Origin of the sequence: Mesorhizobium alhagi CCNWXJ12-2 (assembly GCF_000236565.1) — a bacterium.
Lineage (GTDB): Bacteria > Pseudomonadota > Alphaproteobacteria > Rhizobiales > Rhizobiaceae > Allomesorhizobium > Allomesorhizobium alhagi.
Map to the genome: position 1 here is coordinate 21,746 of NZ_AHAM01000026.1, position 15,326 is coordinate 37,071.

Below are 15,326 nucleotides of genomic sequence, written 5' to 3' on the forward strand. Positions count from 1 at the left end.
CTGCTCCGATAGATTAGACTCGGACCAAGACTGCAATCGGCGGAATGCAGCATCATCAGAGGGGCCGGTAATGATTTCCAGAATCAAGGCGCTGCGTTTCACTGTTCCAGCCGTGGCGCTGCTTGTGTTGGTTGGGTTGATCGGGACGAGCGCGACATCGTTCGCGCAGACGCAATCCGCTACGCCCGCCACCAATGAAAAGATAGAGGAACTCGTCCGCCTTCTGGACGATCCCGATGTTCGTGCGGTTCTGGAGGCGGCCAAGCCGGCTGGCGCCGATCCGGAACTGCCCGCCGCAGCGCAGATCGCCGAGTGGGAGGACGGTATTCGCGGGCACCTCGCCGCGATCCTCAACGCGTTTCCGAGGCTCCCGGACGAAGCCGCCAATGGCCTCGATATTGTCCACTCGCAAATCGAGAACCACGTATTCGGAATGGTCTGGATGCTTCTGGGCGGCCTGATCGCGCTCGGCTTCGGCGCGGAATGGCTGTTCAGGAGGACGGTTTTTGGGGCGCCGGGGAATACCATCGGGGCGAACGTGCATTCCACGCCGCGGCGCGGGAATCTCGCCGCCAGCCTTCTTTACGAGATCGCGCCGCTCGTCGTTTTCACCATCTTCAGTACCGGGGTCTTCCTGATCGTCTCCTGGCCGCCCTTGCTGCGCCTGATTGTGCTTACATACCTGGTTGCGTTCATAGCCTTCCGGCTGGTGGCGGCCATCAGCCGGATCGTGCTGGATCCGCCCGCCGACGCCGGCGTGGATGACGATGGCGCTTCGTCGCGGCTGATCCCCCTGGATGACGCCGAAGCGCATTTCTGGCACCGCAGACTGACTGTCTTCGCCGGCTATCTTCTGGCCGGATGGGCGACGATCAGCCTTCTTTCACCGCTCGGCTTTTCCGACGCCGCGAGAAGCCTGCTTTCATATCTGGCCGGTATAGGCCTGGTGCTGCTTGCCATCGAGATCGTGTGGCGTCGTCCCGGCGTGCAAAAGGCGACACAGGCAAGCCGCGCGCGAAACTGGCTGCTCAGCATCTATATCGTCGCTCTTTGGGGGCTCTGGGTCGCCGGCCTCAACGGCCTTTTGTGGCTCGGCATCTATGCGCTGCTGTTGCCGCGCCTGCTGACGGTCACCGGGCAGGCGGCCGCCTCGGTCTCGGAGCGCAGGGACGCTCCCACTTCGGCAAATCCGTTCCGGACCGTGTTGATCGTGCGCGGCGCGCGTGCGCTAGTGGTCCTGCTCGCCGTGCTTTGGCTGGGCCTGATCTGGCGAATGAATCCCAACGCCCTGACCGACAGCGATTCAGCCATCAGTCGGTTAATGTACGGCCTGCTTCACGGCATCATAATCCTGCTCGTCGCCGACCTGCTGTGGCATATGGCGAAGGCCTATATCGGCCGGAAGCTCGAAACCGCGACCGTTGACGGCTCGGTCAGCGCGGCGGAGGCGGCGCGCAGGGGTCGCCTGCGGACATTGCTGCCGATTTTCCGCAACATACTCGGCGTCTTTATCGCGACCGTGGCTGTGCTCATCGTCCTTTCCGGGCTCGGGGTTCAGATAGCTCCGCTGATCGCCGGCGCCGGCATATTCGGCGTGGCGATCGGCTTCGGCTCGCAGACCCTGGTCAAGGACGTGATCAGCGGCGTGTTCTACATGCTGGACGATGCCTTCCGGGTCGGCGAATACATCCAGAGCGGCAGCTACAAGGGTACGGTGGAATCGTTCAGCCTGCGCTCGGTCAAGCTGCGCCATCATCGCGGTCCGGTGTTCACGGTGCCGTTCGGCTCCCTGGGCGCGGTGCAGAACATGAGCCGCGACTGGGTGATCGACAAATTCATGATCCGCGTGCCGTTCGACACCGACATTGCCAAGGTGAAAAAGCTGCTCAAGGGCGTCGGAGCCGAACTGAAGGCGGATCCGGAACTGGGGCCCGAAATCCTCGAGACGGTGAAGATGAAAGGTGTCGAGGAGATCGGCGATTTCGGCATCCAGCTGAGCTTCGCCTTCATGGCCAAGCCCGGGCACCAGTCGGTGGTGCGGCGACGTGCTTACACCATGATCAGCCAGGCGTTCAGGGACAACGGCATCGACTTCGCCCAGCCCACGGTTCAGGTGGGCGGCGACGAGAAGTCGGCGGCGGCCGCCGCCCCAACGACCGCAATGATGCGCAAGAAGGCTGCCGAGCCGGTGCAAGCCTGACGTTTCAGGCGCCTCGGCGAGCGAGCGGAGCCTTCAAACCAGCTGTGGGCAAGGCGACTTGTTTACTGCTCGTTCCACGCCGCATCGCCCCAGTCCAGACGTCTCGCAGCCTTGAAAGCCGCACCTTCGCGGCGGGTGACGAGCCGCTCGACCGCCGAGCCGTCGGCCCGGCATAGCTTCAGCCGCACTGTCCCGCTCGCCGTCTGCGGCGGCGCCAGCACGCGCGCGGCGGGCGCGTCGGCGAGCGTTCTCGACGCGGCGACGTAGATAAATTTCTCGTCCTCCCACGGAACGTCTCCGCTTTTTGCCAATCGATGCAGCCGGGAGCGGGCGACGCGGCGCGAGAAATGGCACCAGTCGGGCGCAACGAGCGGGCAGGCGGCGCTGTGCGGGCAGGGCGCGGCCAGATGCGCGCCGGCCGAGATGAGCCGCGAGCGGGCCGCGAGGATGCGCCGCCAGCCGGCCGGCGTGCCTGGTTCTACGACGAGCAGCGTGTCCAGCGTAAGCGCCCACAGCCTGTCGACCAGCGGCTCGATCGCCGACGGCTGAAGCTCGTCCAGCACATAGGCGAGCGTCACCAGATCGGCGGGCGGAAGGCCGGCAAGCCCGGTGGCTAGATCGGCGGCGATCCACTCGGTGCGCACCGGCGCGGCTTCCGCGAGCTGTTTTCCGACGCGGCGAATCGCTTCGCTGGTCTCGACGAGTGTGGCCGCTTCAAGGGTGTCGAAACAGTCGCCGGCGGCCCAAAGCACCGTTCCCGGACCGGCGCCGATGTCTAGCAGGCTCTTCGGAGCAAGGCCCGGCAGCCCCTCGGCCACCGACCCGAGGCTGGCGCGGACCGCCGCATAAGTGGCCGGCAACCGCGTCGCCAGATAGGCTTTTGCCGCTAGATCGTCGGATATATGCAGCCTGCCGTCCCGGACCTCGCTGCGGTAGCGCCGCGAAAGCAGGTCAGCCGCCTGCTTCAGCTCGGAAAGCGGCGTGCCTTCCAGAACCTGCTCGACGGCCTGCCGAAGTGGGGGCGGAAGCTCCATCCGGTGCCTTCTACTCAGCCCGCGCCGAATTTCCGGTTGGCGTCGAGCGCCAGGCCGAGACCGACGCTGCCGAACATATCGCCCTCGACGGCGACCGCGGCCGGAAACATCGCCAGAACGCTCTGCTTGAGCAGCGGGATGGCGGTCGAGCCGCCGGTCAGGAACAGCGTCGTGATCGCCGTCGGCTTGACCTGCGCGTCGCGCAGCGTGCCGGAAATGACATCGGTGATCTTCCGCACGGCTTCCTCTATCGTCGCATTCAGGCCGGCCCGAGTCATAGATAGGCTCAGCCGCTCGTCGGTCAGGCGCAGTTCCATCGCGGTCTCCGCCAAGTCGGTCAGCTCGATCTTGGCGCGTTCGATCTTTGACGCCAGCAAATGCCCCTGCCTGTGCCTGACGATATCGATCATCCGGTCGACCAGTTCCGGCCGCGCCGCTTCGTAGCGGATCTGGCGAAGATCAGTCATCGCCTTGTTCGAGTAAAGCAGGTTGATGCGCTGCCATGTGGCGAGATCGAAGAAATAGCCGGCCGGCAAATTGCGCTTGCCGTCCTTGGTCTCCGTCTTGTAGCCGAGTTCCGGCATCAGATGCGCCATCGACAGCAGCCGGTCGAAATCGGTGCCGCCTATATGCACGCCGGTGCTGGCCAGTATGTCGTCCTTGCGGTCGGCGGCGGCCGCGCGCTGCGGCGAGACCCGCACGATCGAGAAGTCGGACGTGCCGCCGCCAATGTCGACGATCAGCGCGAGCTCCTCTTTCGTCACGCTCTGCTCGTAGTCGAGCGCGGCGGCGATCGGCTCGAACTGGAAGGCGATATGCTTGAAGCCCTGCGCGCGGGCGGCCTTTTCGAGCTGCGCCTGCGCGTCAGCGTCGGCCTGCGGGTCGCCATCGACGAAATGCACCGGCCGGCCGAGCACGACGGTGTCGACCGCCTCGCCCAGCTCGACGTCGAGCCGGCCTTTGAGGTAGCCGATGAACGAGCCGATAATGTCGGAAAATGCGATCGAGCGCGCCTTGATCCGGGTCTTTTCATGGATCAGCGACGAGCCGAGCACGCTTTTCAGCGCCCGTAGCAGGCGGCCTTCGGCGTGATCGGTGTAGTCCTCGATGGCGCGCCTGCCGAAATAGGTGCCATTGTCCTCGAAATTGTAGAACACCGCGCTCGGCATGGTGACGTGCTCGTCCTCGAGCCGAACCAGCCGCGGGCGGCCGCCGTTCATCACCCCGACGGTGGAATTCGAAGTGCCGAAATCTATTCCGCCGCTGACCGGTCGCATGGTGGTTCCCGAAATCGTGGAGAGTGCCGCCCGAAGCGGAGTGAGGCGGTTACACAAGGATGCCGGCAATGTCGAGACCGGAGGGCGCATTGCAGCTCTGCGTCGATCTCGCCAGATGCGTTGGGGGCCATACCCATGCCGGCCGAAACGCGCTATAGACGCCGCGCTGAAAGCGGAGATTCCACCCGGCGCGATGGCCAAGATTGCCCTGAAACTCGACGAGCTGATCGATGGCGCGGCACTCCGCCGCGAGTTGACCGCGTTTACCGCAGCAACGGAAGGCGACGGTTCCAGCCCGGCCGTCCGGGCGAAAGTTCTCGCGGCCCTGAAGGAGCGCATCACGACCGGACGGGCGGTTGCCGAACGGATGCTGACCGAGGATGGCGGCGGCACGGCCTGCGCGGCCAGGCTGTCGCATTTGATGGACGAGGTGATCCGGTCGCTCTACGACTTCGCCGCCGCCCATGTCTATCGCGCGCAAAACCCGTCCTCGGCCGAGCGTATGGCGGTGATCGCCGTAGGCGGCTATGGGCGCGGCACGCTGGCGCCAGGCTCGGACATCGATCTCCTGTTCCTGCTGCCTTACAAACAGACGCCGTGGGGCGAGCAGATCGTCGAATACATGCTCTATATGCTGTGGGACATGGGGCTGAAGGTCGGCCACGCCACCCGCAATATCGACGAATGCCTGCGCCTGTCGCGCTCCGACATCACCATTCGCACCTCGATTCTGGAAGCGCGCTACTTGTGGGGCGAGCGTAAGCTCTACGACGAGCTGCTTTCGCGCTTCGACAAGGAAGTAGTGAAGAGTACGGGCGCGGAGTACGTCCAGGCCAAGCTCGCCGAACGCGACGACCGCCACGCCAAGGTCGGCGAAAGCCGCTATCTGGTCGAGCCCAACGTCAAGGATGGCAAGGGCGGCCAGCGCGACCTGCACACGCTGTTCTGGATCGCCAAATATTTCTACCGGGTGCGAACCGGCGATGAGTTGGTTGAGCAGGGCGTGTTCACGCGGGCCGAATACAATCAGTTCCTCAAAGCCGAGGATTTCCTGTGGGCGGTGCGCTGCCACATGCATTTCCTGACCGGCAAGGCCGAGGAGCGCCTGCATTTCGACATACAGCGCGATATCGCCGAGCGGCTCGGCTACACCAGCCATCCCGGCCTGTCAGCCGTCGAGCGCTTCATGAAGCACTACTTCCTGATCGCCAAGGATGTCGGCGACCTGACCCGCATCTTCTGCGCCGCGCTGGAGGAGGAGCAGGCCAAGCACGTGCCGGGTTTCAACCGGATTTTCCTCACTTTTTCCCGGCGTCGGCGAAAGCTTGCCGGCACCAGCGACTTCATTGTCGACAATCACCGCATCAACGTTGCCGATGACCAGGTCTTCGTACGCGATCCGGTCAATTTGGTGCGGCTGTTCTGGTTCGCCGACAGGCACGGGCTCGAATTCCATCCCGACGCGCTGAAGCTGCTGACGCGTTCGCTCCGCTTAGTCGACAAGAGCCTGCGCCGCGACGCCGAGGCCAACCGGCTGTTCCTTGACATATTGACCTCGGACCGCAACCCGGAGCTCAATCTGCGGCGGATGAACGAAGCCGGGCTGCTCGGCAAGCTGATCCCTGATTTCGGCAAGATCGTCGCGATGATGCAGTTCAACATGTATCATCACTATACGGTCGACGAGCATCTCCTGCGCTGCATCGGCGTGCTGTCGGAAATCGAGCGCGGCGGCGGCGAGAAGATACACCCGCTGTCTCACAAGCTGATGCCTGGCCTGAAGAACAGGCGCGAGGCGCTCTATGTGGCGGTGCTGCTGCACGACATCGCCAAGGGCCGCCCCGACGACCATTCCGAGGCCGGCGCAAAGATCGCGCGGCGCATCTGCCCGCATATGGGCCTGTCGCCGGCCGATACCGAGACGGTTGCCTGGCTGGTGGAGAACCATCTGGCGATGTCGATGACGGCGCAGACCCGCGACCTGAACGACCGCAAGACGATCGAGGATTTTGCCGCGCTGGTGCAGTCGGTGGAGCGGCTGAAGCTGCTGCTCGTCCTGACCGTCTGTGATATTCGCGGTGTCGGGCCCGGCGTCTGGAACGGCTGGAAGGGACAATTGCTGAGGACGCTCTACTACGAGACCGAGCTTCTGCTGACCGGAGGCTTCTCGGAAGTGGCGCGCGTCGAGCGGGCAGCGCAGGCGCGCGAAGTGCTGGCCGAAAACCTTGCCGACTGGCCCGAAGCGGCGCGCAAGCGCACCGTCGGCCTACATTATGAGAACTATCTCTTGGCCGTCGATCTGAAGGATCAGTTGCGCCACGCCGAGTTCATCCGCGCGGCGGACGAAGCCGGCAAGAAGCTCGCCACCATGGTCAAGACGCACGAATTCGAGGCGGTCACTGAGATCACGGTGTTGGCGCAGGACCATCCGCGCCTGCTGTCGGTGATAGCGGGCGCCTGTGCGGCCGCCGGGGGCAACATCGTCGACGCGCAGATATTCACCACATCCGACGGGCGCGCGCTGGATACGATCCTGATCTCCAGGGAATTCGACCGCGATGAGGACGAGCGGCGCAGGGCCGAGCGGGTGGGAATGCTGATCGAGGACGTGCTCTCGGGCAAGAGCTGGCTGCCCGAGATCATCGCGCGGCGGGCCAAGCCGAAGCGCGGCTCCAAAACGTTCCGCATCGAGCCGCGCGTCGACATCCGCAACACCCTGTCGAACCGGTTCTCCGTGATCGACGTATCGGGACTGGACCGGCCTGGGCTGCTGTCGGAAATCACCGGCGCGCTGTCGGACCTGTCGCTCGATATCGCCTCCGCGCACATCACGACATTCGGCGAAAAGGTCATCGACACATTCTATGTCAGCGACCTGACCGGCCAGAAGATCGACAATCCGGCGCGGCTCAAGACCATTCGCGACCGGCTCATCGCCACGCTCCAGGGCGAAGCCGGTCAGCGTGGCGTGAAGGCCCGCGCCGCGGCCGCCGCCGAATGATCGCCAACAACGCAGCCGTTCCGGAAACCCGCATCCCATGAGCCTGGTCAAAAAATTCGCCGGCGTCGGAAGCGCCACCATGGCGAGCCGCCTGCTGGGTTTCATCCGCGAGGCGCTCATCGCCGCGACGCTTGGCGCGGGACCGGTGACCGACGCCTTCTATGCCGCCTTCCGCTTCCCGAACCTCTTCCGCCGGCTGTTCGCCGAGGGCGCATTCAACACCGCCTTCATCCCGCTCTTCGCCAAGGAACTCGAGGGCGGAGGCATGAAGGCGGCTCGGAAATTCGGCGAGGACGTGCTTTCGGTTCTGATCGCGGCGCTGCTCGTCCTGTCGGCAGGCGCGATCATTGCAATGCCGTTCCTCGTCTCCACGATCATCGCGCCGGGCTTTTCCGACACGCCGGACAAGTTCGACCTGACCGTCGTCATGACGCGCATCATGTTCCCGTATCTGTTCTGCATGTCGATGGTCGCCATGCTGTCTGGCGTGCTGAATTCGATGCGGCGCTATTTCCTCGCCGCCTTCGTGCCGGTCCTGCTCAACATCGTCCTGATCCTGGTTCTCCTGGCGGCGCTGCGCGGCGGCATGGATGACCGCCTGACCGGTCTCTGGCTCGCCTGGGGCGTGTTCCTGTCGGGCGTGCTGCAGCTCATTTGCCTCGTCTGGGGCGTCTGGCGGGAAGGCTTTTCGATGCGGCTCCGGCTGCCGCGCCTGACGCCCGACGTGAAGCGCCTGCTCGTGCTTATGGCGCCGGCCCTGCTCACCGGCGGCGTCGTCCAGATCAATCTCCTCGTCGGCCAGATCATCGCCTCGGCCCAGGACAACGCGATCAGCCTGCTCAACTTCGCCGACCGCATCAACCAGCTTCCACTCGGCGTCATCGGCGTGGCGGTCGGCGTCGTGCTGCTGCCGGAACTGTCGCGGGCGCTGCGCAGCGGCGACCATGCCGACGCCGAGCATCTCCAGAACCGCTCCCTCGAATTCGCGCTCGGCCTGACGCTGCCCGCCGCGGTCGGGCTGATGGCCATGCCCGGCCCTATCGTGGCGATGCTCTACGAGCGCGGCGAATTCACCGCCGAGGCGACCGTGCTGACTGCCCAGGCTCTCGCCGCCTTCGCCGCAGGTCTGCCGGCCTATGTGCTGATCAAGGTGTTCTCGCCGGCCTTCTTCGCCCGCGAGGACATGAAGACGCCGATGTGGTTCTCGATCGCCGCGGTCGCGGTCAACATCGTCGCGAGCCTGGCGCTGTTTCCGATCTACGGCCATGTGGCGATCGCGCTGGCGACGACGGTCTCGGCCTGGCTCAATCTTCTGCTTCTCACCGGCACGCTGTGGGCTCGCAACGATTTCCGGCCGTCCGCCGTCACGGCCAGGCGCGTCGTGCTGATCGCGGTGGCAAGTTTTGCCATGGGCGCTTTGATATGGGCGCTGCAGATTCTGCTCGCGCCGATGGTGGAAAACCCCTCAGGCCTGATTCGTCTTGTCACCGTACTGGCGATCATCGTCGTGGCAGCGATTGCCTATTTCGCCATCGTGATCGCTACCGGCGCGGTCGACCGGCAGCAATTGATCGGCATCGTCAGGCGCAGAAGACGCCGTCCGGTCGAAGCCGGGACGACGACGCCCGATCCTGAATAGGCGGATAAGCGAGTTTGCTAAAACTGCTCGGCTTTCCCGCGCCGGTTTCGAAATGCTCCAGAGCGCGCCCGCGCCTGAAAGGAGCACGGTTCCGCTGCGCCATTAGCATGTCCGCAGCCAGGATTCGCCTTCAGGAGGCTTGATAGCGCCCGCGCCTTCGTCCATAAGCGCAACTCGATTTTCGCCGCGCGCGAAACGGCCCTCCACAAGCCACGAGGAAACCATGACCGCCTTCAAGCCGCTCGTCTTTTCGGGCGTCCAGCCCACCGGAAATCTCCATCTTGGCAATTATCTCGGCGCGATCCGCCGCTTCGTCGCCCTCCAGGACAGCCACGACTGCATCTACTGCGTGGTCGACCTGCACGCGATCACGCAGTGGCAGGAGCCTGCCGAACTGATTAAGGCGACGCGTGAGGTGACTGCGGCCTTCCTGGCAGCCGGCATCGACCCGAAGAAGCATATCGTCTTTAATCAGAGCCGGGTGATACAGCATGCCGAGCTCGCCTGGGTGTTCAATTGCGTGGCCCGCATGGGTTGGCTGTCGCGCATGACCCAGTTCAAGGAGAAGGCCGGCAAGGACCGCGAGAACGCCTCGGTTGGCCTGTTTGCCTATCCGACGCTGATGGCCGCCGACATCCTGGTCTATCGCGCCACCCACGTTCCGGTCGGCGACGATCAGAAGCAGCATCTGGAGCTGACGCGCGACATCGCCCAGAAGTTCAACAACGACTTCTCCGACCGCATCGCCGACCTTGGGATGGGTGTCGAGATGAAGGTCGGCGAGGAGAAGGTCAACGGCTTCTTCCCGCTTACCGAGCCGCTGATCGAGGGGCCTGCGCCGCGCGTCATGTCGCTTCGCGACGGGCTGAAGAAAATGTCGAAGTCGGATCCTTCGGATCTGTCGCGCATCAATCTGACCGACGACGCCGACGCGATCTCGAAGAAGATCCGAAAGGCAAAGACCGATCCTGCCGGCCTTCCTTCCGAGATCGATGGACTGAAGGACCGTCCCGAGGCCGAAAACCTCGTCGTGCTCTATGCAGCTCTTGCCGAGACCTCGAAGGAAAAGGTGCTTGCCGAGTTCGGCGGCCAGCAGTTTTCGGCCTTCAAGCCGGCGCTGGCCGACCTTGCGGTGGCGAAGCTCGCGCCGATCGCCGCCGAGATGCGGCGGATTTCCTCGGATGAGACCTATGTCGACGGCGTGCTGAGGGACGGCGGCGAACGCGCCGGCGTTATGGCGGAAGCCAACATGAAGATGGTGCGCGACATCGTCGGCTTGCTGAACGGCTGACAGGACCTTCAGCAAGCCCACTTGCCGACGCCCGGCGCGAGTGACAGATTGCGCCGGAATGGCGTCTCGTCTCAGCAGGGTTAGAACATGGTCTCCAAACGACTGATCCGGGAAGCCGGCCACCGTAGGAAATTCCTGGCCATCATCGACGATACGCCCGAATGCGAGCGCGCCGTCGCCTATGCCTCGACGCGCGCCAAGACGACCGGCGGCGTTCTGGTGCTGCTCTATGTTATCGAGCCGGGAGACTTCCAGCATTGGCTGGGAGTCGAGAAGATCATGCGCGACGAGGCCAATGCCGCGGCCAATGCTGCGCTCGACGGCTATGCCACGACCGTGCGCGCCAAGCTCGGCATCGAGCCTGAACTGGTGGTGCGCGAGGGCAAGCCGGCGGAAGAGATCCATAAGCTGATCGAGGAGGACCAGGATATCGCCATCCTGGTGCTGGCCGCCGGCGCCGGCAAGGAAGGTCCGGGGCCGCTGGTCGCTTCTATCGCCGGCAAGGCCGCGGCATTTCCAATTCCGGTGACTGTTGTGCCCCAGAATCTTTCGGACGAGGATATCGCCAGCCTCGCCTGAGCCATCTGCTTCGACAAGCGATGCTTGGGAGAAAATCATTTCTCCACGGGCGGCCAAAGCCGGCTCATTTGGCTTGAATGTCGCCGGAACCAGGCTTATTTAGAACTATTCCAAACTTTGAGCCCACGGAGATGCGGCCATGTTCATCCAGACCGAGGCGACCCCCAATCCCGCCACGCTGAAATTCCTGCCCGGGAAGGAAGTGCTGATCGAAGGCACCGCCGATTTCCGCGACGCTGAAACTGCGCGCGCCGCCTCCCCGCTTGCCGCAAGGCTGTTCGACATTCCGGGCGTCACCGGCGTTTTCTTCGGCTACGACTTCATCACCGTCACCAAGGATGGCCCTGACTGGCAGCATCTGAAGCCGGCCATCCTCGGCGCGATCATGGAGCAGTTCATGTCGGGCGCGCCGGTAATGGCGAGCGGTGGCCAAGCCGCAACCGATCGCGCCGACCAGGCGGGCGAGTTCTACGACAAGGCCGATTCGGAGATCGTCATCACCATCAAGGAACTGCTCGACACCCGCGTTCGTCCGGCGGTCGCCCAGGACGGCGGCGACATCACCTTCCGTGGCTACGAGAACGGCACGGTTTTCCTGCACATGAAGGGAGCCTGCGCCGGCTGCCCGTCCTCGACGGCGACGCTGAAGCACGGCATCCAGAACCTGTTGCGCCATTTCGTTCCTGAAGTTGAGCACGTCGAGCAGATCGGCTGATCCTGCGAGGCTCGCTGCACTCGCGCCTCGGGACAAGGGCGGGGCTCCCTAGCGGACAACAAAAAACCGGGCCCATGCGGCCCGGTTTTTTGTTGTGGACGTCCGTTGTTGCCGAGACGGTCCGCGTAGTTATCTGACGATCACCTTGGCGCCGACTTCGGCGCGATCGTAGAGGTCGATAATGTCCTGGTTCATCAACCGGATGCAGCCCGACGACATCGCCTTGCCAATCGAGGCCCATTCCGGCGTCCCGTGCAGGCGATAGCCGGTGTCGCCGCGCTTGTTGTAGAGATAGAGTGCCCGTGCGCCGAGCGCGTTGGTGATGCCCGGCTTCATGCCGCCGCGGTATTTGGCGAGTTCCGGCTGGCGCCTGATCATCTCGGCCGGCGGTGTCCATACCGGCCATTCACGCTTCGCCGCGACACGGGCGGTGCCCTTCCATTCGAAGCCTTCGCGGCCGACGCCGATGCCGTAGCGTACCGCTTGGCCCTCCGGCAGCACGAAGTAGAGAAACTTGTCCGTCGTGTCCACGATGATGGTGCCAGGCTTCTCGCCGCCGTCATAGGCGACGATCTGGCGATGGTATTGCTTGGGCACCTTGTAAATGGGGATGCTCGGGAGACGATAGCCGGCATCGGTCCGGCTGCCATAATCGGACGAGAACACCTTGTAGGAGCCGAACGTACTGCAACCGGAAACGGCGGTAGCGAGCGCAAGCCCTGCTACAAGCGCAAGTGTTTTCATCCGCATGACTATATTCGCCGCTCCGGTCCACAATATCGATTTGCCCCGATTCGGGGCCGCAATTTCGCCTTTATTTACGGGCGGGCGTTCCTGCTTGCCAAGAGGTTAGTGATGCAACCGGCTGCTTACGCAAACGTAACCGATTTGCTATGGCATTTCGGCAACAGCGAATCACGGGAACGTGATTACTTGCGTCATTGAGAGCATGTGCCTGCCTTTTCGACCCCTGAGAACAAAAGGGGTTCAAAGAAGCATTTGAAAATGCGACTATGTTCGCATGCCGATCATAAGCCCGATTCTCGCCAATCCGCTCGTCGACGGTCGCCAGTCCGAACGGGCGATGGTGGTCAGGCGCGGCGTCCAGCGCCTGCTGATGCAGATGGGCGCGCATGTGCTGCCGGAACTGAGCCTCGCGACGGGGCGGCGCGCCGATCTTGTGGCGCTGACCAGGTCCGGCGATATCTGGATTATCGAGATCAAGTCGTCGATCGAGGATTTTCGGGTCGACCGCAAATGGCCGGAATACCGGCTGCATTCGGACCGCTTCTTCTTCGCGACTCACCCGGAAGTACCGGCCTCGATATTTCCCGAGGAATGCGGCTTCATCCTCTCCGACGGCTATGGCGCGGAGATCATGCGCGATGCGCCGGAGCACCGGCTGGCGGCGCCCACCCGCAAGGCGCTGATGCTGCGCATGGCGCGTGCCGGCGCGTCGCGGCTCCTGGCGGCGGAACTAGCCGGCGTTTCCGTGCCCGCGCTGTATGGGGAAAGCGAGTGAGCGAATAGTGAGTAGGGAATAGCGAGTAGTAAAGATTGACGGGTGCGGCATTCGTAAAGCCGACAATACTCACTACTCACTCAACGCGGCGCCCGCTTGGCCAGTATGCGCTGCAGCGTGCGGCGGTGCATGTTGAGGCGGCGTGCGGTTTCCGACACGTTGCGCTCGCACATTTCGTAGACGCGCTGAATGTGTTCCCAGCGAACGCGGTCCGCCGACATCGGGTTTTCCGGCGGCGCGGCGCGCTCGCCGGCGGTGCGGGTCAGCGCCGCGAACACGTCGTCGGCATCGGCGGGCTTGGACAGGTAGTCGACCGCGCCGAGTTTCACTGCTGTCACTGCGGTGGCGATATTGCCGTAGCCGGTGAGGATGACGGTGCGGGAATCGCTACGCTTTTCGCGGATGGCCGCAACCACGTCGAGCCCGTTGCCATCGCCGAGCCGCATGTCCACCACCGCATAAGCGGGCGGATGCGCGCGAGCCTTCGCCACCGCTTCCTCAACGCTTTCGGCGGTCTCGACCTGAAAGCCCCGCGTTTCCATTGCGCGCGCCAAGCGGGTCAGGAACGGCTTGTCGTCGTCCACGATCAGCAGCGACACGTCGCCAGCGCCGACAACGCCCTGAACTGTTTCTTCGTTAATCATTCTTGTTGGTCCGTGTTGCCCATATCTGCTTCAGATATAGGTCCAAATTACACCATTTGCCACCTTGGAGCCTCTATGCCGTATCGAACATGGACGCGATCGCCGATCCAGGATTGAGGAAGGCTTCGCGCGGCCAGCTCACCTGCACGACCGCGCCCTGGCCGCGCTCATTGGCGTTGTAGAAGGAAAGCGTCGCGCCCGAGCGCTCCAGCAGCGTCTTTGCGATGAACAGGCCGAGCCCGAGGCCGCCGCCCGGCTCCGCGCCCTGCCGGGTCGACATATAGGGCTCGCCGATGCGGTCGATGATTTCCGGCGGGAAGCCTGGTCCGTCGTCGACGATATCGAAGGCGACTTCCCGCTCGTCCCAGCGCCAGCGTATGGTGACCGCGCTGATGGCGAAGTCGACGGCGTTCTCGACCAGATTGCCGAGGCCGTAGATAACGCCCGGATTGCGCCGCGCGACCGGTTCGGGGCCGATCCGTTCGCCGGGTTCGAGCCTGATGGCGATGCCGAAATCGCGGTGTGGCGCAATGACCTCCTCGACCAGCGAGGTCAGCGGTAGCTGGGCCAGGTGCTCTTCACCCTCAGACGACAGGCTGGTCAGGCGCTTCAGTATCTCGCGGCAGCGCTCGCTTTGAGAGCGCAGAAGGGTGACGTCCTCGTGGTACTTTGGATCGCCGCGCAGCGCGCGCTCCATCTCCTTGGCGACCAGCGCGATGGTGGCCAGCGGCGTTCCGAGCTCATGGGCGGCGGCCGCCGCAAGCCCGTCCAGCGCTGAAAGATGCTGTTCGCGCTGCAGGACGAGTTCGGTGGCGGCGAGCGCGTTTGCCAGCAGCCGCGCCTCCTCCGCGACGCGCCAGGCATAGACGGCGGTGAAAGTGGTGGAGCAGAACACCGCTGTCCACATGCCGGCGATGTAGATGAAGGGCATGGAAAGCTCGGCGCCTTCAAACCACGGCAGCGGCAGATGGTAGAAGGCCAGGAGCGTGGCCATGGCCATGACGAGGCCGCCAAGCAGGGCCGTGAGCCGCAGCGACAGGGACGTGGCCGAGATGATGACCGGCACGGTCATCAGCAGAGAGAACGGATTGGTGAGCCCGCCCGTCATGTAGAGCAGGCCGGCAAGCTGCAGCGCATCGAAGGTGAGCGTGATGAAGGCCGCGCGCGGCGTCAGCCGGTGCGCGGCCGGATAGCGGAAGGTGAGCAGCAGATTCAGCCAGGCCGAACAGGCGATGAGCGCGAAGCACAGGCTGACCGGCAGCGGGAAATCGAGCCAGTAGGCAACGACAACAACGGTTACGCTCTGGCCGACAATCGCCAGCCAGCGCAGCCTGATCAGCGTGTTCAGGCGCAATCTGTGGCTCTGCTGGAGGTCGGGCGTGCGCAGCATTTCGATCATGGCCGTTTATGCCCTTCGCCGGCGG

The 15,326-nt window shown here is 64.0% G+C and carries 12 protein-coding genes; 7 read left to right on the forward strand and 5 right to left on the reverse strand.

The genetic code is table 11. The features are described 5' to 3' along the window. Positions 1–70: 70 nt before the first annotated feature. Entirely contained in the window at positions 71–2,200 is a 2,130-nt protein-coding gene (locus tag MAXJ12_RS02690) for a mechanosensitive ion channel family protein (RefSeq protein ID WP_008834217.1), read from the forward strand. 62 nt (positions 2,201–2,262) lie between these two features. Here the strand turns inward: MAXJ12_RS02690 and MAXJ12_RS02695 are convergent, their stop codons facing one another. Together MAXJ12_RS02695 and MAXJ12_RS02700 are read right to left on the reverse strand one after the other, a co-directional pair. Continuing rightward, entirely contained in the window at positions 2,263–3,234 is a 972-nt protein-coding gene (locus tag MAXJ12_RS02695) for a small ribosomal subunit Rsm22 family protein (protein ID WP_008834218.1), read from the reverse strand. A gap of 14 nt (positions 3,235–3,248) precedes the next feature. Next, complete coding sequence (locus MAXJ12_RS02700; protein WP_008834219.1) at positions 3,249–4,511, reverse strand: Hsp70 family protein; 1,263 nt, start codon at positions 4,509–4,511, stop codon at positions 3,249–3,251. 193 nt (positions 4,512–4,704) lie between these two features. Between MAXJ12_RS02700 and MAXJ12_RS02705 the strand changes: the two genes are divergently transcribed. The 5 genes from MAXJ12_RS02705 to MAXJ12_RS02725 all read left to right on the forward strand — a co-directional run bounded on the left by MAXJ12_RS02705 (position 4,705) and on the right by MAXJ12_RS02725 (position 11,736). Next, entirely contained in the window at positions 4,705–7,512 is a 2,808-nt protein-coding gene (locus MAXJ12_RS02705; protein WP_008834220.1) for a [protein-PII] uridylyltransferase, read from the forward strand. A gap of 37 nt (positions 7,513–7,549) precedes the next feature. Further along, positions 7,550–9,151 carry a murein biosynthesis integral membrane protein MurJ gene (murJ, locus tag MAXJ12_RS02710; RefSeq protein WP_008834221.1) on the forward strand — a complete coding sequence of 534 codons (1,602 nt, stop codon included), beginning with the start codon at positions 7,550–7,552 and terminating at the stop codon, positions 9,149–9,151. 223 nt (positions 9,152–9,374) lie between these two features. Further along, a complete protein-coding gene (gene trpS, locus MAXJ12_RS02715) occupies positions 9,375–10,442 on the forward strand; it encodes a tryptophan--tRNA ligase (RefSeq protein WP_008834223.1) in 1,068 nt (355 codons plus the stop codon). Positions 10,443–10,529: 87 nt separating this feature from the next. Further along, a complete protein-coding gene (locus MAXJ12_RS02720; RefSeq protein WP_008834224.1) occupies positions 10,530–11,021 on the forward strand; it encodes a universal stress protein in 492 nt (163 codons plus the stop codon). Between the two features lie 139 nt (positions 11,022–11,160). After that, positions 11,161–11,736, forward strand: a complete 576-nt coding sequence (locus tag MAXJ12_RS02725; RefSeq protein WP_008834225.1) for a NifU family protein — start codon at positions 11,161–11,163, stop codon at positions 11,734–11,736. 129 nt (positions 11,737–11,865) lie between these two features. On the opposite strand, the gene MAXJ12_RS02730 is transcribed toward MAXJ12_RS02725, so the two are convergent. Further along, positions 11,866–12,486 (reverse strand): L,D-transpeptidase, encoded by a 621-nt coding sequence (locus tag MAXJ12_RS02730; RefSeq protein ID WP_008834226.1) that lies wholly within the window; start codon positions 12,484–12,486, stop codon positions 11,866–11,868. A 271-nt stretch (positions 12,487–12,757) separates the two neighbouring features. Between MAXJ12_RS02730 and MAXJ12_RS02735 the strand changes: the two genes are divergently transcribed. Then, on the forward strand, positions 12,758–13,258 hold the full coding sequence (locus MAXJ12_RS02735) for an MmcB family DNA repair protein (RefSeq protein ID WP_008834227.1): 501 nt from the start codon (positions 12,758–12,760) through the stop codon (positions 13,256–13,258). An 80-nt stretch (positions 13,259–13,338) separates the two neighbouring features. Here the strand turns inward: MAXJ12_RS02735 and MAXJ12_RS02740 are convergent, their stop codons facing one another. Then, positions 13,339–13,902, reverse strand: a complete 564-nt coding sequence (locus MAXJ12_RS02740; protein ID WP_008834228.1) for an ActR/PrrA/RegA family redox response regulator transcription factor — start codon at positions 13,900–13,902, stop codon at positions 13,339–13,341. Positions 13,903–13,975: 73 nt separating this feature from the next. Then, positions 13,976–15,301: an ActS/PrrB/RegB family redox-sensitive histidine kinase gene (locus MAXJ12_RS02745; protein WP_008834229.1), complete on the reverse strand. Its 1,326-nt coding sequence runs from the start codon at positions 15,299–15,301 to the stop codon at positions 13,976–13,978. Positions 15,302–15,326: the final 25 nt, after the last annotated feature.